Source organism: Tistrella arctica (assembly GCF_039630945.1).
Taxonomy (GTDB): domain Bacteria; phylum Pseudomonadota; class Alphaproteobacteria; order Tistrellales; family Tistrellaceae; genus Tistrella; species Tistrella bauzanensis.
Genome location: NZ_JBBKTV010000001.1, coordinates 490,836 through 511,465, shown reverse-complemented (window position 1 = coordinate 511,465; position 20,630 = coordinate 490,836). Strand labels below are relative to the sequence as shown.

Genomic DNA, 20,630 nt, shown 5'->3' with positions numbered 1-20,630 from the left:
CCTATTGCTCGATTGGGACGAGGCGCATCGCCTTCCCGCCGAGTTTGGGGACGAGCCGCTGCTGGACCGCGACGACGGCGGGCAGCGGGCGCCATGCAATGGTCATGGTCTCGATACGGCCGTCCTCGCCCAGTCGGACGTGGTCGAAGGCGTCGATCACATGCTCCTCGAACCGGATCGTAAGGACGGCAATGACGTCGGCACCGTCGCGCATCATCATCCGCGGTTCGAAGGCGTCGATCGTGGAGAGCAGTTCGGAGAGGACGGCGGACACGCTGGCGCGCCCCTTGAATGGCGTGGGCAGGATCGGGCTATTGAGTTCGACGGTTTCCGACAGATGCTCGCGCGCTCGCGCAATATCGCCCTCGTGCATCGCCTCAAGGAAAGGGGTGAGATGGTCTTCGCTCGGCATCGCTGTGGCTCCAGAATATGTGCGGCCCGGCGGGGGCCACGCGGCCTCCCACTACCGAATGCCGGACGCCCTTGGAGGGGCGTCCGGCAGGGGGTTACTTCGCGGTGGTCGCGGCGCTGGCCTGAGCCATGAAGAGGTCGACGTGGACCTGCGGCATGCCCTCGAACGTGCCGCCGATCGGCGACGGGCGCTTTGCCTCGTCGATCAGGCGCTGAGCATCTTCTCGCGACACGGGCGTACCAGGCTGCGTATAGGCGCGTTCGGCTTCCGGACCCGTCGCCTGCAGGTCGACCGTTGGAGCGTAGGCCCAGAAGTAAATCGGCGTGCTCGGTTCGATGCGCCAGCTGTCTGCGAGCGAGCCCGCGTCGACGGAATCGAAGCCGATCTTGTCGAAGAACTCGGTCACCGCCTGCTTCGCGCCGGCGTCGTCGCCCGCGATCGGCAGGGTCGTGCGATTCGCCGAACCCGTCGGCGTCGCGTCGGCTTTCATATGGAGCCAGCTGAGATTGTGAAGGCCCTTGACGACCTTCGCTCCCGGCAAACGCCGTTGGATCAGCTCACTGGAGGTCAGCTCAGCCTTGTCGAGGACGTCATTGTTGCCGAATGCGGGATAGTAGTTCGTCTGGTCGAGCACGACCTTGCCCGCGAACTTGTCGGCGGGCAACTGCTCGGAGGCTGCGATCGGGATCGAGAGCGTGACGATGTCGCCAGCAGCGATCGCTTCTTCGACCGTTCCCGCTTTGGCGCGCGGACCGAGTTCGGCGACCGCGTTGGAGAGACTCTCCGGACCGCGGGCGTTGCTGAGGACGACGTTGTAGCCCGCCGCCGCTGCGAGACGGGCGACCGCCTTGCCCACGAGGCCGGAGCCGATGATTCCGATGGTTTGTGTCATTGACGATATCTTTCTTAAAGGAGCGGTAGCCGCCGGGAAGGTTCATGCGCCCCGCGCTGTCTCTCACGTCTGTAGATCGCGAGAGCCACAGCAAATGGCACGAGTGAGAAATATGAACCCGGCCACAGAGTTAACAGTGATGCCTCAAGCAACGCACTGTTGTCCCTAACGCCGACAATAAGTTTTAAGACCGTGCAGGCATGCGCTGCTCACGCCGATGCGGGCTAACATTGTGCCTCAGGAAAATTGGGCGCCTGTCACCCAGACAGCCGGAAAGATGAGCAGGGCAGCATCGACAGGCTGGCGTTCTCGCATCCGGCGGCAGCCCAAGGAAGTTACCTCAACAGAAGCATTCGACGTTGGCTTTGAAAGCATCACGACATAGGTCGACAAAGCCACGCACCTTTGGGTCCATGTAACGCGTGGAGGCAAAGACCGCGTGGACTGGCACAGGGATGCATGCCCAAGCCGGCAAGACTCTGACAAGCGCCCCTTCGAGCACATGCGGTTCCGCCATGTACCGTGGCAACTGCGCGATCCCTAGGCCGGACAGCGCTAGATTCCTTGCGGCCATGGTATTGTTGACGGCGCAGCGGGGTGCCTGCCACACCCTCTCCGTTTCTTCACCATTTACCAGATTCCAAGCTGGGCGACCGCGCGGGGCGTGCATGATGAGGTGGCGTCGCTTCAGGTCATCGATCGTAGCAACGCCAGCGTCGCCCTGGAGATATTCCGGGGAGGCATACAAGCCGTAGGTCAACTCGCCCAGCTTGCGCGCCGATAGCTCTGAATTCTGCAATGGGCCGATACGAACGGCCACATCGACACCTTCATGAATAATGTCGACGAGGCGGTTCGTGTATTCCACTTCGACGGTCACCCTTGGCCACTTCTGCAAGAAAGCGGCAATCCAGCCATCGACCTGCATGGTCCCAAATTCAGCGCCCGCCGTTACCTTGAGCCGACCCTTCGGCTCCTGCGTCCGTTGCGCGACGGCGGATTCCGCCGCTTCGGCAGCAGCCAAGATGGATGAAGCCCGTTCGAAATAGTCGCGACCGACCTCCGTCACGCTGAGGTGTCGGGTCGACCGGTTCAAAAGCCGCGCACCGAGCTTTGCTTCCATTCGGCTTACGATGCGGCTCACCCGCGCCTTGTCGGTTTCGAGACGTTCCGCCGCCGCAGTGAAGGATCCTTCCGTCACCACGGCGATGAACGCCTGCATTTCCAGGAAATCTATTGTTGTTGCCATAACAACAGTCTGTCACTTTTTGGCAGAATTATCAATATCCGTGCAACTGGCATTCTCCACCGACTAGTGCGGCCGGCCGCAGCCGTCAGGGAGCATGGAGATGGGCAACAGCATAGTATGCGCTTGCGCGTCGCCTCTGCTTTCGGGCCGACCCGTACGCTTAAAGCGCCATCGTGGTGACGCGGATATTCAGTCCAGGGACGCCGACCGAAAAGCTTCATCGTGTGCTGACGACTGCCTGCTGCAACCTCCGCGCCCGACGTCTGCGTCATTGGACAGCGATCATCCGAATTGAGATCAAGGGATCTTGTCATGTCTGATACGCCCAACATCGAAGCTGCAAAAGGTTTCTTCGCAGCGCAACGCAGTGGGGATATGGACGACGCCTTTAGCAACTACGTGCATCCCGATTTCCGTTTTGTCGTCTCCTGTGTGTGCAATGACGACCTACGCGCCGCCATCCCTTGGGCGGGTTACGAGCATAGGGGCCGCGAGGGCTATCAACGGCTGACGACGCTGCTCTTATCCGAGTATGAGTTGCTCGCATACGAGACCAAGCGATTTACCGATGCTGGGGGCCAAGTCTTCATCGAGGGCCATTTCCGTTTGCGGCACCGAGAAACTGCGAAGATCGCGGATAGTGATCTCCTTGCCCGGTTCGAGATGCGCGACGGAAAGATCGTCTGCGGGCAGATGTACATAAACACCGCTGCCGTTGTCGAAGCACGCCGCCCCGATTGAACCACCCCGCCAAGCTTACTGTCTTCCATGAAGGTCGCCCTTCATTTTTAATATTGTTGGAATTGTCAAAATGAAAGCACAGGAACGCGCTGTACATACAGGACATGATAATACTATTTCCGGACGACGGCTCGTTCTTGTTGCCGTTTGCTGCGCGGCTGTAACCGCGCCGTTGGCTTTCACCGGAATCGCCGTCGGACTGCCCGCTATTAGCCGAGAAATCGGCGGCAGCCCGATCCAGCTAAACTGGGCGCTGAATGCTTTCATATTGACATTCGGCAGCACCCTGATGGCGGCCGGCGCGCTCGCCGACACTTATGGACGCAAGAAAGTGTTCCTGTCCGGTTTGGCGGCTTTCGGGCTGCTTTCGATCGGCCTGATTTTTACAAGCGACATCGTCTGGTTCGACCTTCTGAGGGCGCTTCAGGGCGTGGGTGCGGCCGCAGCCTTTGCCGGTGGCCTAGCTGCGCTTGCCCAGGAATTCGACGGGGCCACGCGGCTCCGCGCATTCAGCATCGTTGGTGCCAACTTCGGCATTGGGCTCGCCTTCGGGCCGGTCGCGGCGGGGTGGATGATCACCACGCTGGGCTGGCCGGCAATCTTCATGCTGCTCGTCGTGCTGGTGGGAATCGGGCTTGTTCTCGGTGCGATCTTCATGCGGGGATCCAGAGATCCGACCGCCTCCGGAATTGATTGGAAGGGGGCCATCAGTTTCACCCTGGCACTCACCGCACTGACCTTTGGCGTGCTACAGGCTCCGGAAAGCGGTTGGGACGATCCGCTCGTCGTCGTGCTGTTGACCGCCGCTGTCTTGCTGTTCGTCGCCTTCGGACTGATCGAGCGGACTGTTGCCCGGCCGATGCTGGACCTGTCGCTGTTTCGCTTTCCGCGTTTTGTCGGCGCACAATTGCTGGCGGTGGCGCCTGCCTATGCCTTCGTCGTGCTCTTGGTTCTGATGCCTGTCCGTTTCATCGGGATCGAGGGAATGGACGAGATCGAAGCCGGTCAGATGATGATTGCGCTGTCCGCCCCCTTGCTCGTTCTCCCGATCGCAGCGGGGCTGCTGACACGCTGGCTCGCGCCGGCCGCGATCTGCGGGGCAGGACTCGCAATCGCCGCAGTGGGCCTCTACTGGCTCGGCCGGTTCCCTGTCGGTTCCGATCCCGCTGCACTGGTTGCACCGCTGATCACAATAGGTGTCGGTATAGGCTTGCCTTGGGGCTTGATGGACGGGCTTGCAGTCAGCGTCGTGCCCAGGGAGCGGGCCGGCATGGCGACCGGCATCTTCAGCACGTCCCGCGTGGCCGGCGAGGGCGTAGCGCTTGCATTGGTGTCGGCGGTGCTGTCCCTACTTATCAGCGCCAATCTTGGCGCGGCAGCCGGTGGTCCTGCGGGCTCGGTCGCTCAGCGACTCGTAACAGGCGATCTTCCGGAGGCGGCGGCGCTCGTGCCATCCATGGAGCGGGCGGCACTGCTGCAAGGATACAGCGCTGGATTCTCGACGCTGCTCGTATTGTTGAGTGCGATCACAATGCTGACGGCCATCGTCGTCTTCCTCTTTCTCGGGCGAAGCCACGAGACGGTGGAGGATATTGAGGACGAGGCGGAAGAAGCCGCAGCCACCGCGATACCACCCGACAAGGCGGCTCTTTGCAGCCAGCCCTAATCTGGCTCGCGCCAGTAAGGCTCCACCGATTCTACATTTTGGCGGGCGTGAGCAGAGCGAGTAGGATTTCCATACTCGCTTTCACGCTGGAAAGCCCTTTCTCCGGGTGCAACTGACCGTTGCTCTCTATGGCCAGAAGCCCGTGGGCGGTGGCGAAAATCAGACTGGCCAAGGTTTCACTGGGCGCGTCGGGTAGGCCGCCCGCTTGCTGGCATTCCTGCACGATTGATCGGAAGTGATCGAAAGTCTCAAGCGCCTTGATCTTGAGCTCGCCGCCGGCTGCCGCTGTTTCGGGGTTGTTGAACAGGAGCCTGTATCGCGCAGGATGCTCGCGACTGTAGTCGATGAAAAGATCGAGGATGGCCGTCAATTTTTCTAGAGGCGTTCGAGGCGATCCTCGAATTGCAGCCATCGCCTCTGCCAAATCCGAAAACGAGACGGTCGCGACAGCCGCCAGCAAGGCGCTCCGGTTTGCAAAATGCTTATAGGGCGCGTTGTGTGACACGCCCGCCGCGTGTCCGACAGCGCGCAGCGTCACGGCTTCCTCGCCACCGGCGTCGAGCAGGTTCGCGGCGGCCACGATCAGCCTCTTGTCAGTGGTCATGCCGATAAGCGCGTTTCCTCTCGCCGCAGTCGGGCCAGACGCTGCATCTGGTTCCAGAGATTCGCGGCCCGATCTCCATCATAGGAAAGAGTTGAAGACCGCGCCTCAATCAGCTTCCCGTCGTTGGATTGGAAATATTTGCCTGAGCCTGTTTCGTAGCCGGGATCGGCGGCAAGGCGGGCGAGCGAGGCGCCGGAGAAATCGACTGATCCCATGGTGACGCCCAGACGGCGCGACACCCACCTCATGAATGCCGTCTTCGCCAGCCACTGGACCGGTGTGGGCAGGGTTCGAAGAAATCCGGTGTCGGGAATGCTGCCCGGGTCGAAGGCTATGGCGACCAAGAAAGAACCGGAATTTCGAAGACGACGGTGCAATTCATATGCATTGAGTATGTTGCACAGCTTGGACGTGGAGTAGCGCTTTCCCGCCGATATGGGCTTTGAGCCATCTTTACTCATATTTGCGAGCACTTCTCCATCAGGTTCGACCGCAGCGCCAACCAACTTCCCGTCAACGGTGTCGGGATCGTGTGTCCCACTGGCGGTGAAGACGATGCGCCCTTTGGGAGCCATGTGGTCGGCCAGCAGGCAAGTCAGCAGGAAGTGGCCCAGGCAGTTGCTGGCGAAGGTCACCTCGTATCCGTCGTCCGAGTAGGCCACCGGGCCATCAAAACGCCCGCCCGCGTTGCAAAGCAGCGCATCTAGGGAGGCAACCTCACCACTGTTCAGCATGGCGATGCATTGCGCCGCTGCTGCGCGGACCGATGCAAGCGACGATGTATCGAGCGCAAGCGTCGTGACTTTGACGTTCGCCACCTTCCTCAACTCGTTCACGGCCTTGCTCATTTTTTCGGGGCTTCGCCCCGCCAGGACGATATCCCATTTGTGATGCGAGGCGAGATAGCGGGCGCAGGAATAGCCGATGCCGCTATGGCCCCCGGTGATGACAGCAGTTGGCATATCAAAAGCCTCAGGTTGACGTTGTCAACCTATACCCCAAGGAGGTTGACAGCGTCAACCAACCGAGGATTTGCACACACTCACTCCACCGGCTTGCTGCGAGGCGTCATGCCTCCAACTCACGAAGCAAGCCTTTCGATTTCGCTCACCGTTCTGCGTTCGCGCCAGACTTGACCCCGGTGCTGCAGTTGGAAGCCAAGAGAAACCCGCCGATGCGTACGCCACAGCCCGAAAACGCCGCACGGCGTTTCGAAGGGGCTTCCAGTATCAGCATCTATCAGTCTCAATCGCCTTAACAACGCAGGAGATTGAGCATGGCAAAGATCGAAACCACACAAATTCGGAGAACAATCCGGCGGCACCAATTGCGCGAGATGGTGCCGATGGCTGACAGCACGATTTATGAAATGGAGCAGCGTGGTGAATTTCCCCGTCGGTTCGCGCTCTCGCCACGGTGTATTGTTTGGGACCTCGCCGAGGTCGAGGCCTGGCTGACGGCGCGGCGAACTGCCCCGATCCGTCGAGCACAGCACCCCGACGTCACCAAGCGCAAGACCCGACCGATCAAAGGGCGGGATCAAGCTCCTTCACAGGCATAGCTGTCGGCAGAAGCGTTGGGGCGTGCTTCCGACCGTCGATCCAGGCATCCACGGTATCCGCCCACTGCTGCATCATATGCCGACGCTGCACCTCATACTCGGCCTTGTTGTAAACGCCGCGCGATGAGCGCCCGTCCTCGTGCGCCAGGCACTTTTCGATCCAGTCGCTGTTAAAGCCCAGCTCATTTAGCAGCGTCGAGCCCGTCCGTCGCAGATCATGGACCGTGAAAGGCTCCAGCGGCAGCCCCTCCTTCTTGGCCTGTTCGACGACGGCATAGGTGACCCGATTGAAGGTCGCGCGCGACATCGGCGCATCTGCGTCGTACCGGGACGGTAACAGGTATCGGGAGTTGCCGGAGCAGGTCTTGAGCGCAATCATGATGTCCAACGTCTGCCGGCACAGATAGACGTTGTGCGGCTTCGACCGCTTCATGCGCTCCTTCGGGATGGTCCAGACGGCGTTGTCGAAATCGATCTCGTCCCACACTGCATCCTGCAACTCGCTCTTCCGGACCATGGTGAGGAGATAGAGCTTCATACCGAGGCGGATCGTTGGCAACGTCGCGACATGCTCGAGCTGTTTGAACATGATGCGGATCTCGGCGGGCGAGAGTGCGCGGTCCTTCGGCGTAAAAGTGGCGATCGAGGCCGGGCCGACATCATCGGCCGGGTTGGCGACCTTCTCACCGTGGAGAATGGCGAAGCCGTAGATTTGCTTCAGGATATCCCTCACGTGGATGGCGGTGGCAGGGGCCCCCCGTTCGACGATCTTGCCGCAGTGAGCGCGAAGGTCGTCCGGCGTGATCTCTGTCAAAAGACGATTCCGCCAGACAGGCATGAGCCCGCGCTCGAAGATAGAGCGACGCATCGCGCGGGTGCTATCAGCCATGGTCGCATTGGTCAGCCATTTCTCGCCGAACTGGCCGAAGCTCTTTGCTTCCTTGATCCGGCGCTTCTCCCGCTGCTTCTCGATGGCGGGAGACCGCCCTTCGGCGATCGCGCGCCGCGCGTCGATGCATAACTCGCGAGCCCTGGCGAGCGATATCCCGTCACGGGCATACCTGCCGAGATAAACGGTCTCCCGCCTGCCGTTCAGCCGATAGTCGAGCCTGAACGAGATGGCGCCCGACGGTGCAACGCGCACATACATGCCGTCACGATCCGATACCTTGTACATTTTGGCTTTTGGTTTCAAGCACTTGAGTGCTGCATCGGTCAACATTTAGGGCCTCCTTGCGGAAAAGTACCGTCACGCGGTTTTTGGAGGCCCATGGCGTAGAAAGCGCTTATAATTCAGCGTCTTATATCAAAAAAAGTACCGTCATGAGCCTCATTGCTCCTGACGGTACTTTCGTTTTTCCGGTTGATCAATGGGGGCGAGGCCCGTCAGCGAGGCCGCCAAACGCTATCTATGCCCACCGATAGATGTCGATAGGCACAGACGGAATTTATTTTTGTTTTCAGTTGGTTAGATCGTACTTCAGCGTAAAATCGGTGGAGTTCGGAGGGGTCTGAATCATTCCCACTCAATCGTTCCCGGCGGCTTCGACGTCACGTCATAGGTCACCCGGTTGATGCCCTTGACCTCGTTGATGATGCGGTGGGCGACATGGCTGAGGAAGCCGTGGTCGAAGGGGTAGCTGTCGGCGGTCATGCCGTCGGTCGAGGTGACGGCGCGGAGCGCGCAGACATTGTCATAGGTGCGACCATCACCCATCACGCCCACCGAGCGGACCGGCAGCAGCACGGCAAAAGCCTGCCAGATCGCGTCGTAGAGGCCGGCCTTGCGGATTTCTTCCAGATAGATCCGGTCGGCCTTGCGCAGCACCGCCAGGCGGTCTTCGGCCACCGCGCCGAGCACGCGGATGGCAAGCCCCGGCCCCGGGAAAGGATGGCGGCCGACAAAGCCGTCGGGCAGGCCCAGTTCGCGGCCGAGATCGCGGACCTCGTCCTTGAACAGCTCGCGCAGCGGCTCGACCAGCTTCATGTTCATCCGCTCGGGCAGGCCGCCGACATTGTGATGCGATTTGATCGTCACACTGGGCCCGCCAGTGAACGACACCGACTCGATCACATCCGGATACAGCGTGCCCTGGGCGAGGAAGGCGGCGCCGCCGATCTTTCTCGCCTCGGCCTCGAAGACATCGATAAAGGTGCCGCCGATGATCTTGCGCTTGCGCTCGGGATCCTCGACGCCAGCGAGCTTGTCGAGGAACAGAGGGCCGGCCTCGACATGCACCAGCGGAATGTTGAAGCTGTCGCGGAACAGCTCCACCACTTGGGCCGCCTCGCCGGAGCGCAGAAGCCCCGTGTCGACGAACACGCAGGTCAACTGGTCGCCGATCGCCTCATGGATCAGCTTGGCCGCAACCGCGCTGTCGACGCCGCCCGAAAGGCCGCAGATCACCCGCTCCGCACCCACCTGCTCGCGGATGCGCTGGATGGCGCCCTCACGGAAGGCGGCCATCGTCCAGTCGCCCGGGCAGCCGCAGATGTCGCGCACGAAATGCCCGATCAGCTTCGCGCCATCCGGCGTGTGCATGACTTCCGGATGGAACTGCACCGCATAGAACCGGCGCGCATCATCGGCGATCGCCGCGAACGGCGCGCCATCAGAGACGCCCACCACGCGGAAGCCATCGGGCAGCGCGGTCACCCGGTCGCCATGGCTCATCCACACCTGATGACGTTCGCCCGGCGTCCAAACACCATCAAACAGGCCGCAGCTTTCCTTGACGTCGACATAGGCGCGACCGAATTCGCGATGGTCATCGGCCTCGACCCGCCCGCCCAACTGGGCGACCATGGTCTGCTCGCCATAGCAGATGCCGAACACCGGCACCCCCAGCGAGAAGACCATGTCGGGTGCCCGCGGCGTGGCAGCTTCGGTCACGGAAGCCGGTCCGCCGGACAGGATCACACCCGCGGGCGCGAACTCCCTGATCCAGTCGGGATCGACGCTGAACGGCTTGATTTCGGAATAGACCCCCGACTCGCGCACACGGCGCGCGATCAGCTGCGTCACCTGGCTGCCGAAGTCGAGGATCAGGATGCGGTCGGTCATCGCGCCTCCTGAGGGGTCGGGGCGCGGCCCTTGCCGGTGCATCGGCGGCCACCGCCCGGTGGAGCGGAGAGAACCATGTCACGAACGGTTTGGCAAGCCCGCCGGGACGGCTGCCTGCCGTGCGTTCTGGTGATGGAGCGGGTATGTCAGGGGGCGTCGCCGCCCCCTGCTCGATCAGGCCTCGGCAGTGGTCTCGCCGGCGGCAGGCCTTTCGGCCTTCACCACCTTGGGCGGCAGCACCACGCGCAGATGCAGTTCCTTCAGCTGCTCCGCCGACGCCTCGTGCGGCGCGTTCATCATCGGATCCTGCGCCTGCTGGTTCATCGGGAAGGCCACGACCTCGCGGATGTTCGGCACGTCGGCCAGCAGCATCACGATGCGGTCGACGCCCGGGGCGATGCCGCCATGCGGCGGCGCGCCGAAACGGAAGGCGTTCAGCATGCCGCCGAACTTGTCCTCCACGACCTCGGGGCCATAGCCCGCGATCTCGAAGGCGCGGTACATGATCTCGGGCAGATGATTTCGGATGGCGCCCGACGACAGCTCGACACCATTGCAGACGATATCGTACTGGAAGGCGTTGATCTCAAGCGGATCTTTGGTGTTCAGCGCCTCAAGCCCACCCTGGGGCATCGAGAACGGGTTATGGCTGAACACGATCTGGCCGAGCTTCTCGTCGAACTCGAACATCGGGAAATCGACGATCCAGCACAGCTTGAAGACCTTGGGATCGATCAGGCCCAGATCGGCGCCCAGCTTCAGGCGGGCGGCACCGGCAAGCTTTGCGGCCTTGTCGGCCACATCCATGGCGAAGAACACGCCATCGCCATCGCCGACGCCAAGCCGCGCCTTCAACTGACCCAGCCGCTCCTCGCCGAGATTCTTGGCGATCGGTCCCTTGCCGCCGCCATTCTCGAAGGCAATCCAGCCCATGCCCGGCGCGCCCTGGTCGCGCGCCCAATCGTTCATCTTGTCGAAGAAGCTGCGGGGCCGGTCGCCCACGCCCTTCACCGGCACCGCGCGCACCACCTTGCCGGCCTCGACCGACTTGGCGAACACCGCGAAGCCTGAGCCCCGGAAGATCTCCGAGACATCGGCGATTTCGATCGGAATGCGCAGGTCCGGCTTGTCGGAGCCATATTTCAGCATCGATTCCGCGAACGGAATCCGCGGGAACGGCCCGTCCGGCACCCGGCGATCGCCACCGAATTCCTCGAACACCCCGCGCAGCACCGGCTCGATCGCCTGGAAGACGTCTTCCTGGGTCACGAACGACATCTCGATATCAAGCTGGTAGAACTCGCCGGGGCTGCGGTCGGCGCGGGCGTCCTCGTCGCGGAAGCAGGGCGCGATCTGGAAATAACGGTCGAAGCCCGCCACCATCAGAAGCTGCTTGAACTGCTGCGGCGCCTGCGGCAGCGCATAGAAGGTGCCGGGATGAAGGCGGCTCGGCACCAGGAAGTCGCGCGCGCCCTCCGGGCTCGATGCGGTCAGGATCGGGGTCTGGAATTCCATGAACCCGCCATCGGTCATCCGCCGGCGCAGCGACGAAATCACCTGCGAGCGCAACACGATGTTCTTGTGCACATGCTCGCGGCGCAGATCCAGATAGCGATAGCGCAGCCGGGTCTCTTCCGGGAAGTCGCGGTCGCTGTTGACCTGCAACGGCAGCGGATCGGCCGCCGACTGAAGCAGCAGATCCTCGACCCGGACCTCGATCCCGCCGGTCGCCATATTGGCGTTGACCGTGTCGGCCGAACGGGCGACGACCCGGCCGGTGGCCGTGATCACGCTTTCGTTCTTCAGCTCTTCGGCGACCTTGAAGGCGGCGCTGTCGACATCGACCACGATCTGGGTCAATCCGAAATGGTCGCGCAGATCGATGAACAGCAGATTGCCGTGATCGCGCTTGCGATGCACCCAGCCCGAAAGCCGGACGGTCTGGCCCTCATGGGCAAGCGTCAGTTCATTGCAGGTATGCGAGCGATAGGCATGCATCGGATCGGGCCTGTTCCGTCAGCGGGCGGGTCGACAGCGGTGGCAATTCCGCCACGCGCCAAAACCTGCGGACGGCAGGGCCGCACACAGGACTGGACCGGAACAACGCACGGATAAAGCCGGCTTGTCAAGCTGCCCCGCAGATGCCGCCATATGCCAGAGCCACCATCCGCTGCCGCCGGCCGGCAGATCCGGCCGCAGATATGCCCGACATATAACGTGACGTGACGTCTGTCCGACGTGGCGGGCGGGCGATCAATCGTGCTATAGACGAGATCATGACCGAGATCATCACCGACACCCAATCGCTCAGGCAGCTTGTTGACGAATTGAAGGCCGAACCCTTCGTCACCGTCGACACCGAATTCATGCGCGAGAAGACCTACTGGCCCAAGCTGTGCCTGGTGCAGCTTGCCGGCGCCAGCCGGGCCGCCGCGGTCGATCCGCTGGCCGAGGGCATAGACCTGGCGCCGCTGGGCGAGCTGCTGGCCGACCCCTCGGTGCTGAAGGTGTTCCATGCCGCCCGCCAGGATGTGGAGATCTTCCTGCTGCTGTTCGGCGCGGTGCCGACGCCGATGTTCGACACCCAGGTGGCCGCGATGGTCTGCGGCTTCGGCGAAAGCGTCGGTTATGAAACACTGGTGAACAAGCTGGCCCGGGCCAGCATCGACAAGTCATCCCGCTTCACCGACTGGTCGCGGCGCCCGCTGACGGAAAAGCAGGCGACCTATGCCCTGGCCGACGTCACCCATCTGCGCACTGTGTACGAGAAGCTGGCCAGGCTTCTGGAAGACAGCGGCCGCGAGGAATGGCTCGACGAGGAAATGGCGACGCTGAACGCCGCCGAAACCTATGAGACCAAGCCCGACGTGGCCTGGGAGCGCATCCGGACCCGCAGCCTCGACCGGCGCTTTCTGGGACTGGTGCGTGAACTTGGCGCCTGGCGCGAGCGTCAGGCGCAGTCGCGCAACGTGCCCCGCACCTTCATCACCAAGGACGAGACGCTGCTGGAGATGGCCTCCAGCCAGCCGAAGACGCTCGATGACCTGAAGCGGGTTCGCGGCCTGCCGAAATGGGCGGCCGAGGGCGCCGGTGGCGAAGAGGTGCTGTCCTGCATCGCCCGCGCCCTGGTCGAGCCCAAGGGCGACCTGCCCGACCGGGAGCCGCCGCGTGATCTGCCGCGAGGCCTTGGGCCGCTGATCGAGCTGCTGAAGGTTCTGCTGAAGATGAAGAGCGAGGAGCACGGCGTCGCCCGCACGCTGATCGCCTCGCAGGACGACCTGGAAACGCTGGCGATCGACGGCCCCACCGCCCCCATCGCCGCCCTGAAGGGCTGGCGCCACGAGGTGTTCGGCGAAGATGCGCTGCGGCTGCTGTCGGGCGAGGTCGCCCTTGGTGCCCGGGGGCGGTCGATCGCGGTGCTGTCGCTGTCGGGCGAGGAAGCCGTGCTGCAATCGACCCGCCGCAAGCGGCGCAAGCGCAAGCTGCGCAAGGATGGCGACACCACCGATGCCGGCGACGGCCCGGCCGATGGCACCGATGACGCCGGCACGATATCCGCCGACATCGCCGCCGATTGACACCCTGACCGCCACATCATGACACGGCCGGTTCAGGGCTTCACATCCAGATCGAACATCGCCAGATCAGGCGTCGACTGACAGGATCAGTGTCGCGACGCCGGCTGGCGGTTCGGCCAGGGTAAAGACCTGCGTGGCCGGCCGGCGCCCCCGGCGAGGCGCATCCCCGGCAATGCCCGCGGCAGCCAGGCGGCCATGCGCCGCCCGAGCATCGGCCACGCGCCAGCACAACCCCCAGAGCTGATGTGGCGATGGCGGGTTGATCTGAATATCGGCGGGCGGATCCGCCGCCCCTGCCATCGATTGAACGACCTCGACGACGCTGTCGCCGCAGCGGAAGAACAGCATCCGCGCGCGCCAGGCCGGATTGGTCCGGTCAAGCCTGAGGTCGAGCCCCAGCCTGCCACCCAGCACGGCCACCGCGTGGGTGACGTCGGTGGTGCGGATAACGACATGGTCCAGGCCGATGACCGCCCCCGGTTCGCCGCCGGCCCGATCAATGCCAGGCCGGTCATTAGTCGCGTCGGTCGGGGCGCCAACTTCTGTCTGCCCCAGATGCTCTGTCTGCACCAGATGCACGGCCAGCCCTCCGGCAGCCGAGGGCGACAGCCGCAGCAGGCCGTTTTCGGTCGCCATGGCGTGGTCGATCGCAAGCCCGCGCCGTTCGGCCAGCACCGCCGCCCGCGACAGGTCGTCGACGGCAAAGCCCACTGCCGACAATCCGTCGGGGGTGTCGCCGCGGCCGGGCATCAGCCTGACCACCAGCCGGCCGACCTGAAAGCAGGTCAGCGCCGCTGTCGCGATGATCGGGGCCCGGTCGAAGAGCGCCGCGTAAAGGCTTGTGGCGGCGTCAAGATCGATGGCCACGATCTCGACATGGGCAAGACCGGTGATCATCCTGGCTCCACCTCGTCGTGAGGCCCCGCCTGATCGTGACGACTGCCGGACGCCGGCGCCGGGGGCGACCCGGCATCAGCCGTTTGATGATCCAGAATGCCGCGGGCCAGCGCCACCGTCACCGGTCGGTGCTCGGCCAGCGCCGTCTGGTCGATCGCATCCACCAGACGGCGTGCGGCATCGAATGACCGCTCCATATGCACCGCCAGCCAGCGGATGACATCCTCGCCGACCCGAAGCTGCCGGTCGGCGAACAACTTCACCAGCAGCGCCATCAGCAGGGCATCGTCGGGCGGCCCCACCCGTACCGCCGGTGCGGCCCGCAGCCGCGATGCCAGATCCGGCAGCACCAGTGGCCAGCGGGCCGGCGGCTCGACGCCGGTCAGCAGCAGGGTGCCGCCGATGGCCGCAAGATGATTATAGAGGTGGAACAGTGCCGCCTCGTCGACGCCGGTTGCCTCGCCCACATCCTCGACCAGCACAGCGCGCGCATCGTTCAGCAGGTCGGATGGCGCGGTATCGGCGGTCAGTTGCGCAGGCGTGACCTCCACGGCGCTGCTCACCGCCTGCCACACCCGCGCCAGATGGGTCTTGCCGCAGCCCGCCGGTCCGTGAATGGCCAGTGCCGGCCCGGGCCATGCCGGCCAGCGGTCCAGCCATGCCACGGCGTCGGCGTTGGACGGCGCCACCAGGAAATCCTCCCGCCCCAATGCCGGACGGAGCGTCAGGTCCAGCGGCAGTTGGGCGGGGCGTCGGATCAATGGCCGGTCTCCGGGCTGCGGGTCGCATCGATGACGGTGCCGTCGACCATGGACTGGTCGATGGCCGGGCGTGGATCATAGAGCGCACTGGCAAGATACCGCTCCAGCGCATAGCGCACCAGAACCGCCACACACACCGCCGCCGGAAGCGCCACCAGAACGCCCACAAGGCCGAACAGCGCGCCGCCCACCATCAGGGCGAAGATGATCCAGACCGGATGCAGCCCCACGCGATTGCCGACCAGCGGCGGCTGCAGCAGGGTCTCGATCCCCTGCCCGGCCAGAAAGATGGCGCCGGCGGCGATGACATGCCAGTCGGTGCCGAACTGCAGCAGCGCGAAGCCCACCGACAGCGCAAAACCGCTGATGAAGCCGACGAACGGCACAAAGGACAGGATGCCCGCCGCCATTCCGATCGGCACGGCCAGATCCAGCCCGATCACCACCAGCCCCAGCGAATACCAGGTTCCCAGAATCAGGCACAGCAATGTCTGGCCACGCACCAGGCCGGCGATGCCGCGATCCATGTCCTTGGCCAGACGCCGCACCACATCGCGGCCAGCCACCGGCACCCAGCCATCGATGCGGGCGGTCATGGTATCCCAGTCGCGCAGCAGGTAGAAGCTGACGACCGGCGTGATCAGCATCAGCGACACGATGTTGGCGATCGACATCACCGAATTCATCAGCCCGGTGAGCACGCTGGCGATCATGCCGGCGGCGCGCGACCCCTCGCCCTCGGCCGTGGCGAACATGCCCTGGATGCGTTCGGCCACCTCCGGCGGCAGACGACGCCACAGAAGGTCCAGTTGCGGCAGCACCTCCTCGCGCACCAGCTTCACATATTCAGGCAGACGGTCGATGAAGTCGCCGATCCGGCTTTGAACATAGGGGGCCAGTACCGCCAGCCCGACCACCAGGGCGCCGAAGAAGACAATGGTCACCACCCAGGTGGCCGCCATCCGGCCCAACCCCAAGGTCTCGACGCGATCGACCAGCGGGTCCAGGAAATAGGCAACCAGCAGCCCGGCCACGAATGGCAGCAGCACACCGCCCAGCAGCCACAGGCTGCCGACCAGCACCACCACGAAAATCGCCCAGAACAGCGTACGCGCGCTTCGGCTCATGCTCCGTCCCTTCAGGCGCCGGGCGGTTGGTCGCCGGGCGTGTCATCATGTCGTCCGGCATGGCGCAACCAGCGCACCAGATAGCCCGTGCCGGATAATGCGGTGGTCGCGGCCACGACCACCATCAGCAGATCGATAACTGTCTGCCAGTGCCTCTGGTTCAACGCCGCGTCACCGGGCAGAAACGCCGCCGCCATGGCCAGCACGGCCAGTGCCATCGCGATCTGTGCCGCCGTGTTGACCTTGCTGGCCTTCGAGGGGCTGATGGCAAAGGGCTGCCCCACGGTCTGCCCCAGCATCACACCACCCACGATCATCAGGTCACGAAACACCACCGCCATCACCAGCCATACCGGCAGCCAGTTCTGCCAGCCGAGGGCCACGAAGGTGCCGACGATCAGCAGTTTGTCGGCCAGCGGGTCCAGCCAGGTGCCAAGCCGGGTGCGGGCGTCGAACCGCCGGGCGATCCAGCCATCGATCCCGTCGGACACGCCGGCGATCAGAAACAGCCAGAAAGCTTCGGCCATGAAGTCGCGCAGCACCAGCCAGACGATGACCGGCACGGTCAGGATCCGTGCGGTGGTGATCAGATTGGGAAGCTGGCGCAACCCGCCGGCCATCGCGGTCTCAGCCGCCGGAGCCGGTCGCGCGCGGCGGCACCGAGCCGACGGGCGCCGCCTGTCCGGCCGGCGGTGTCTGGCCCGTCGCCGCACCGACCGGCAGCCCTCGACCGATCGGTGCCGCCGGCTGACCGGCCGGCGCCACCGAGGCCGGCGCCGCGGTTCCTGGTGCCACCGACCCGACCGGCATGCCGCTCGCACCCACCGGGTTGCGGACGCGGTCGACCAGTTCCCAATCGGTGCCAAGCGGCATCAGGGCCAGATTCTGCCGGGTCAGAGCCGCCTGAAGACCATCGCGGTCACCATAGTACCGGATGCTGATCTCGGCGCCCTTGTTCGACAGCAACCGTTCCTCGACCGCCTCGATCATCGCCAGAGCCGACAGGCGCCGGCGGATTTCGGCCCAGACCGACAGATTGCCGAACCGAACCACGGCATCCAGCGATTCGCGGCGGCTGTAATCGACCAGATTGGTCGAGCGCCAGCCGCTGCGGGCCTGATCGAGCAGCTGCGTGACCACCGTGTCGGCCGCAGCCTTCTCGCCGCCCTCCCCTGCGACGGGTGCGGTGGCGGTGAGAACCGTGCCGTCGGTTCCCGTCAGCCGGCCTTCGAGCTGGCCGCCGGCCACGCGTCCCTCGGCAATCCACACCGCCTCGGCGTCGTATCTGGCAGCCAGCGCATCCTGGGCCGCCGGATCTGACAGTGCGCCGCCATCGGCCGGCAAGGCCTGCCGGTCGGCCAGATCACCCAACGGCACCAGCATCGGGATCAGACCGCCGCGACCGACCGCCGTCTCCCATGCGCCACGCCACCAGCCATCGTCCCAGAAGCTGCCGCCGTCATAGCGCAACACCGGCACCACCAGCGACAGGCCCTTATCCGCCGCGGCGAAGGCAATGCCGGCATTGCGCAGCAGCCCGCGCACACCTTCGGCATCGAACCGCACGGTCAGGGTGGCCCGATAGCGCTGCGGCGCCACCGCCTCGTTCGCCACATCGATCGACCGCACCAGCCGCAGCAACTGCTCGTTGCCGGGCCTGGGCAGGCGGTCGTGGTCGCGCGGATCGGTCATGCCGCGGAGCAGACGGTCGAGCGCGCGGCTCTGGCCGACATCCAGCGCCTTTTCCCGCGCCGCATTGGCATTGGCCGCGGTCTCATCGACGGCGACATCATCCTGGGTATAGATCTCGTTGTTCCGGCCCTGGGCCAGGGCCGGCTGTGCCGCCAGAACCCCGATCATGATCAGGGCAAGGGTCACGGCCATGACGCCCTGCAAGGCCCGCCGGACAAGGGATGCGGCAGGGCTGGCCGGGGGGTTGATGGTCGAGCGGCCGCGGACAGCGTGGCCTGGCTGCATTGCTAGCATTGCAAACGCCGATCGTTGCAGTATGTTCACCGCGCCGGACCGCCCGCCGGGCCGCCCGCCGTTCATTCGACGGCAACTCTAGTCGAGAGCCGGCGCGCTGAAAACCATCTCGCCCGGAAATCCGCTTCACGACATCGACGGCGGCCGCCTTCATGCGCCCCCGACGCGTGACACCGGATCCCGGGCCCCGCACCAGAGGCGATGCCTTCGATGAGCGACGACCGCACCGCAGACCCCGCCGCCGCCGCGGCCCCGGAAGCCCGCGACCGCTATCGCGACGCCGGCGTCGACATCGACGCGGGCAATGTGCTGGTCGACCGGATCAAGCCCGCCGCCGCCCGCACGAAACGCGCCGGCGTCGCCGGCGGCATCGGCGGCTTCGGCGCATTGTTCGACCTGAAAGCCGCCGGCTTCACCGATCCGATCCTGGTATCGTCCACCGACGGCGTCGGCACCAAGCTGAAGGTCGCCGAAGCGGCTGGCCGTCACGATACGATCGGCATCGATCTGGTCGCCATGTGCGTCAACGATCTGGTGGTCCAGGGCGCCGAGCCGCTGTTCTTCCTGGATTACTTCGCGACCGGCAAGCTGTCGGTGCCGCTGGCCGCCGCCGTGGTCGAGGGCATCGCCGAAGGCTGCGCCCAGGCCGGCTGCGCGCTGGTGGGCGGCGAGACCGCCGAGATGCCAGGGCTGTATGCCGGCAGCGATTACGATCTGGCCGGCTTCTCGGTGGGTGCCGCCGAACGCGGCACCCTGCTGCCGCGCGCCGATGTCGGCGCCGGTGACGTGGTCATCGGCATGGCGTCGTCCGGCGTGCATTCGAACGGCTATTCCCTGGTCCGCAAGCTGGTCGCCGATGGCGGCTTCGACTATGCAGCCCCGGCACCGTTCGAGACCACGGCCGCAAGTCTCGGCGAGGCGCTGCTGACGCCGACCCGGATCTATGTCAAGGCGCTGATGCCGGAAATCCGCGCCGGCCGCGTGAAGGCGCTGGCCCACATCACCGGCGGCGGCCTGCTTGAGAACATTCCGCGCGTGCTGCCGGATGGCGTCGGCGCCGATCTGGACGCCACCGCCTGGACCCTGCCGCCGGTCTTCGGCTGGCTGGCCGCGACCGGTGGCCTGACCGGCCATGAACTGGCCCGTACCTTCAATTGCGGCATCGGCATGATCGTGGTGGTCGCGGCCGCCGATGCCGATGCGGTGATCGCCGGACTTGCCGCCGCGGGCGAGACCGCCGGCATCATCGGGCGGCTGGCACCGCGCGCCACGGGCGACGCCCTGGTCGTGATCGATCATATGGAGACCGCATGGCCAAGCGTGACGTCGCCGTCCTGATTTCAGGATCGGGCAGCAATCTTCAGGCATTGATCGACGCGGTCGCGGCCGACCCCGACCACCCTGCCCGCATCCGGCTGGTGATCTCGAACCGGCCGGGTGTCAAGGGGCTGGATCGGGCGGCGGCCGCCGGCATCGAGGCGATCGTCATCGAGCACAAGCACTTCCACGACCGCGCCGGTTTCGACGCGGCGCTCGACGCGGCGCTGCGCGCCCGCGGCATCGAACTTGTCTGCCTTGCAGGCTTCATGCGCATCCTGACCGCGCCCTTCGTCGAGGCCTGGACCGGCCGGATGCTCAACATCCATCCCTCGCTCCTGCCCGCCTTCAAGGGGGCCCATGCGATCGATGACGCGCTGGCCGCCGGTGTGCGGGTCACCGGCGTGACGGTCCATTATGTCGTGCCGGAAATGGATGCCGGGCCGATCGTCATTCAGGCGGCGGTACCGGTTCAGCCGACTGACGATGCGGCCAGCCTGGCGCGCCGCATCCATACGGCGGAGCACCGCATCTATCCGGCGGCGCTGCGTTGGGCGGCAGCCGGCCATGTCAGCCTTGGCGATGATGGCCGCACCCGGTATTCAGGCCCGGCCGTGGCGGTGAACGCGGTGCTGATCTCGCCGCCGGCGATCGGCTGACACGGCACGCCGGCGCCATGGAACGAACCCACCACAGACCAAAGAAGACAGACCAAAGAAAGGGGGGCCGTCCGGAACATTACCGGACGGCCCCCCTTCATATCGGCACTGAAACC

The 20,630-nt window shown here is 64.7% G+C and carries 19 protein-coding genes; 6 read left to right on the top strand and 13 right to left on the bottom strand.

Translation table 11 applies throughout. From position 1 onward, the window contains the following. Position 1: 1 nt before the first annotated feature. From WG924_RS02265 to WG924_RS02255, 3 genes are all read right to left on the bottom strand, one after another. Positions 2–412, bottom strand: a complete 411-nt coding sequence (locus tag WG924_RS02265) for a nuclear transport factor 2 family protein (protein WP_345931312.1) — start codon at positions 410–412, stop codon at positions 2–4. Between the two features lie 94 nt (positions 413–506). After that, positions 507–1,304 (bottom strand): NADPH-dependent F420 reductase, encoded by a 798-nt coding sequence (locus WG924_RS02260; RefSeq protein ID WP_345931310.1) that lies wholly within the window; start codon positions 1,302–1,304, stop codon positions 507–509. Between the two features lie 340 nt (positions 1,305–1,644). Continuing rightward, positions 1,645–2,526, bottom strand: coding sequence for a LysR family transcriptional regulator (locus tag WG924_RS02255; RefSeq protein ID WP_345931309.1), 882 nt, complete (start codon positions 2,524–2,526; stop codon positions 1,645–1,647). Between the two features lie 339 nt (positions 2,527–2,865). Between WG924_RS02255 and WG924_RS02250 the strand changes: the two genes are divergently transcribed. After that, complete coding sequence (locus WG924_RS02250; protein ID WP_345931307.1) at positions 2,866–3,294, top strand: nuclear transport factor 2 family protein; 429 nt, start codon at positions 2,866–2,868, stop codon at positions 3,292–3,294. 70 nt (positions 3,295–3,364) lie between these two features. Further along, positions 3,365–4,960 carry an MFS transporter gene (locus WG924_RS02245; RefSeq protein WP_345931306.1) on the top strand — a complete coding sequence of 532 codons (1,596 nt, stop codon included), beginning with the start codon at positions 3,365–3,367 and terminating at the stop codon, positions 4,958–4,960. Positions 4,961–4,991: 31 nt separating this feature from the next. Here WG924_RS02245 and WG924_RS02240 read toward each other — a convergent pair whose 3' ends face one another. Continuing rightward, complete coding sequence (locus tag WG924_RS02240) at positions 4,992–5,564, bottom strand: TetR/AcrR family transcriptional regulator (RefSeq protein ID WP_345931304.1); 573 nt, start codon at positions 5,562–5,564, stop codon at positions 4,992–4,994. After that, the gene (locus WG924_RS02235; RefSeq protein ID WP_345931303.1) at positions 5,561–6,526 is read right to left on the bottom strand and encodes an SDR family NAD(P)-dependent oxidoreductase; all 966 of its coding nucleotides are present in this window, start codon (positions 6,524–6,526) and stop codon (positions 5,561–5,563) included. Before WG924_RS02235 ends, WG924_RS02240 begins: the two co-directional genes overlap by 4 nt. A gap of 314 nt (positions 6,527–6,840) precedes the next feature. Here WG924_RS02235 and WG924_RS02230 point away from each other — a divergent pair, with 314 nt between their 5' ends. Further along, a complete protein-coding gene (locus tag WG924_RS02230; protein WP_345931302.1) occupies positions 6,841–7,125 on the top strand; it encodes a helix-turn-helix transcriptional regulator in 285 nt (94 codons plus the stop codon). Here WG924_RS02230 and WG924_RS02225 read toward each other — a convergent pair. From WG924_RS02225 to aspS, 3 genes are all read right to left on the bottom strand, one after another. Then, a complete protein-coding gene (locus WG924_RS02225) occupies positions 7,091–8,347 on the bottom strand; it encodes a tyrosine-type recombinase/integrase (RefSeq protein ID WP_345931301.1) in 1,257 nt (418 codons plus the stop codon). The two genes, WG924_RS02230 and WG924_RS02225, sit on opposite strands and share 35 nt — an antisense overlap. A 294-nt stretch (positions 8,348–8,641) precedes the next feature. Then, complete coding sequence (gene guaA / locus WG924_RS02220) at positions 8,642–10,189, bottom strand: glutamine-hydrolyzing GMP synthase (protein WP_345931299.1); 1,548 nt, start codon at positions 10,187–10,189, stop codon at positions 8,642–8,644. Between the two features lie 174 nt (positions 10,190–10,363). Next, complete coding sequence (gene aspS, locus WG924_RS02215; protein ID WP_345931297.1) at positions 10,364–12,187, bottom strand: aspartate--tRNA ligase; 1,824 nt, start codon at positions 12,185–12,187, stop codon at positions 10,364–10,366. A 278-nt stretch (positions 12,188–12,465) separates the two neighbouring features. On the opposite strand from aspS, the gene rnd reads away from it, so the two are divergent. Then, positions 12,466–13,767, top strand: a complete 1,302-nt coding sequence (gene rnd, locus WG924_RS02210; protein ID WP_345931295.1) for a ribonuclease D — start codon at positions 12,466–12,468, stop codon at positions 13,765–13,767. Between the two features lie 66 nt (positions 13,768–13,833). On the opposite strand, the gene WG924_RS02205 is transcribed toward rnd, so the two are convergent. The 5 genes from WG924_RS02205 to WG924_RS02185 are packed head-to-tail and all read right to left on the bottom strand — an operon-like array spanning position 13,834 to position 18,436. After that, entirely contained in the window at positions 13,834–14,664 is an 831-nt protein-coding gene (locus WG924_RS02205) for a VOC family protein (RefSeq protein ID WP_345931293.1), read from the bottom strand. Next, positions 14,661–15,425: an HdaA/DnaA family protein gene (locus WG924_RS02200; protein WP_345931291.1), complete on the bottom strand. Its 765-nt coding sequence runs from the start codon at positions 15,423–15,425 to the stop codon at positions 14,661–14,663. Before WG924_RS02200 ends, WG924_RS02205 begins: the two co-directional genes overlap by 4 nt. After that, positions 15,422–16,552 (bottom strand): AI-2E family transporter, encoded by a 1,131-nt coding sequence (locus WG924_RS02195; protein WP_345931289.1) that lies wholly within the window; start codon positions 16,550–16,552, stop codon positions 15,422–15,424. The genes WG924_RS02200 and WG924_RS02195 overlap by 4 nt, the downstream gene beginning before the upstream one ends. Positions 16,553–16,563: 11 nt before the next feature. After that, on the bottom strand, positions 16,564–17,172 hold the full coding sequence (locus WG924_RS02190) for a CDP-alcohol phosphatidyltransferase family protein (protein WP_345931287.1): 609 nt from the start codon (positions 17,170–17,172) through the stop codon (positions 16,564–16,566). A 7-nt stretch (positions 17,173–17,179) separates the two neighbouring features. After that, on the bottom strand, positions 17,180–18,436 hold the full coding sequence (locus tag WG924_RS02185; protein ID WP_345931285.1) for a DUF2066 domain-containing protein: 1,257 nt from the start codon (positions 18,434–18,436) through the stop codon (positions 17,180–17,182). 312 nt (positions 18,437–18,748) lie between these two features. On the opposite strand from WG924_RS02185, the gene purM reads away from it, so the two are divergent. Then, entirely contained in the window at positions 18,749–19,876 is a 1,128-nt protein-coding gene (purM, locus tag WG924_RS02180) for a phosphoribosylformylglycinamidine cyclo-ligase (protein ID WP_345931283.1), read from the top strand. After that, positions 19,849–20,514, top strand: coding sequence for a phosphoribosylglycinamide formyltransferase (gene purN / locus WG924_RS02175; RefSeq protein ID WP_345931281.1), 666 nt, complete (start codon positions 19,849–19,851; stop codon positions 20,512–20,514). The genes purM and purN overlap by 28 nt, the downstream gene beginning before the upstream one ends. Positions 20,515–20,630: the final 116 nt, after the last annotated feature.

What these genes read in the sequence shown, in the direction of transcription:
- WG924_RS02235 (WP_345931303.1), bottom strand. Translation starts at nt 6,526, where the DNA reads ATGCCAACTGCTGTCATCACCGGGGGCCATAGCGGCATCGGCTATTCC.
- WG924_RS02255 (WP_345931309.1), bottom strand. Translation starts at nt 2,526, where the DNA reads ATGCAGGCGTTCATCGCCGTGGTGACGGAAGGATCCTTCACTGCGGCG.
- rnd (WP_345931295.1), top strand. Translation starts at nt 12,466, where the DNA reads ATGACCGAGATCATCACCGACACCCAATCGCTCAGGCAGCTTGTTGAC.
- purN (WP_345931281.1), top strand. Translation starts at nt 19,849, where the DNA reads ATGGCCAAGCGTGACGTCGCCGTCCTGATTTCAGGATCGGGCAGCAAT.
- WG924_RS02265 (WP_345931312.1), bottom strand. Translation starts at nt 412, where the DNA reads ATGCCGAGCGAAGACCATCTCACCCCTTTCCTTGAGGCGATGCACGAG.
- WG924_RS02260 (WP_345931310.1), bottom strand. Translation starts at nt 1,304, where the DNA reads ATGACACAAACCATCGGAATCATCGGCTCCGGCCTCGTGGGCAAGGCG.
- WG924_RS02230 (WP_345931302.1), top strand. Translation starts at nt 6,841, where the DNA reads ATGGCAAAGATCGAAACCACACAAATTCGGAGAACAATCCGGCGGCAC.
- aspS (WP_345931297.1), bottom strand. Translation starts at nt 12,187, where the DNA reads ATGCATGCCTATCGCTCGCATACCTGCAATGAACTGACGCTTGCCCAT.
- WG924_RS02185 (WP_345931285.1), bottom strand. Translation starts at nt 18,436, where the DNA reads ATGGCCGTGACCCTTGCCCTGATCATGATCGGGGTTCTGGCGGCACAG.
- WG924_RS02205 (WP_345931293.1), bottom strand. Translation starts at nt 14,664, where the DNA reads ATGATCACCGGTCTTGCCCATGTCGAGATCGTGGCCATCGATCTTGAC.
- guaA (WP_345931299.1), bottom strand. Translation starts at nt 10,189, where the DNA reads ATGACCGACCGCATCCTGATCCTCGACTTCGGCAGCCAGGTGACGCAG.
- WG924_RS02240 (WP_345931304.1), bottom strand. Translation starts at nt 5,564, where the DNA reads ATGACCACTGACAAGAGGCTGATCGTGGCCGCCGCGAACCTGCTCGAC.
- WG924_RS02195 (WP_345931289.1), bottom strand. Translation starts at nt 16,552, where the DNA reads ATGAGCCGAAGCGCGCGTACGCTGTTCTGGGCGATTTTCGTGGTGGTG.
- WG924_RS02245 (WP_345931306.1), top strand. Translation starts at nt 3,365, where the DNA reads ATGAAAGCACAGGAACGCGCTGTACATACAGGACATGATAATACTATT.
- WG924_RS02190 (WP_345931287.1), bottom strand. Translation starts at nt 17,172, where the DNA reads ATGGCCGGCGGGTTGCGCCAGCTTCCCAATCTGATCACCACCGCACGG.
- WG924_RS02225 (WP_345931301.1), bottom strand. Translation starts at nt 8,347, where the DNA reads ATGTTGACCGATGCAGCACTCAAGTGCTTGAAACCAAAAGCCAAAATG.
- purM (WP_345931283.1), top strand. Translation starts at nt 18,749, where the DNA reads ATGAGCGACGACCGCACCGCAGACCCCGCCGCCGCCGCGGCCCCGGAA.
- WG924_RS02250 (WP_345931307.1), top strand. Translation starts at nt 2,866, where the DNA reads ATGTCTGATACGCCCAACATCGAAGCTGCAAAAGGTTTCTTCGCAGCG.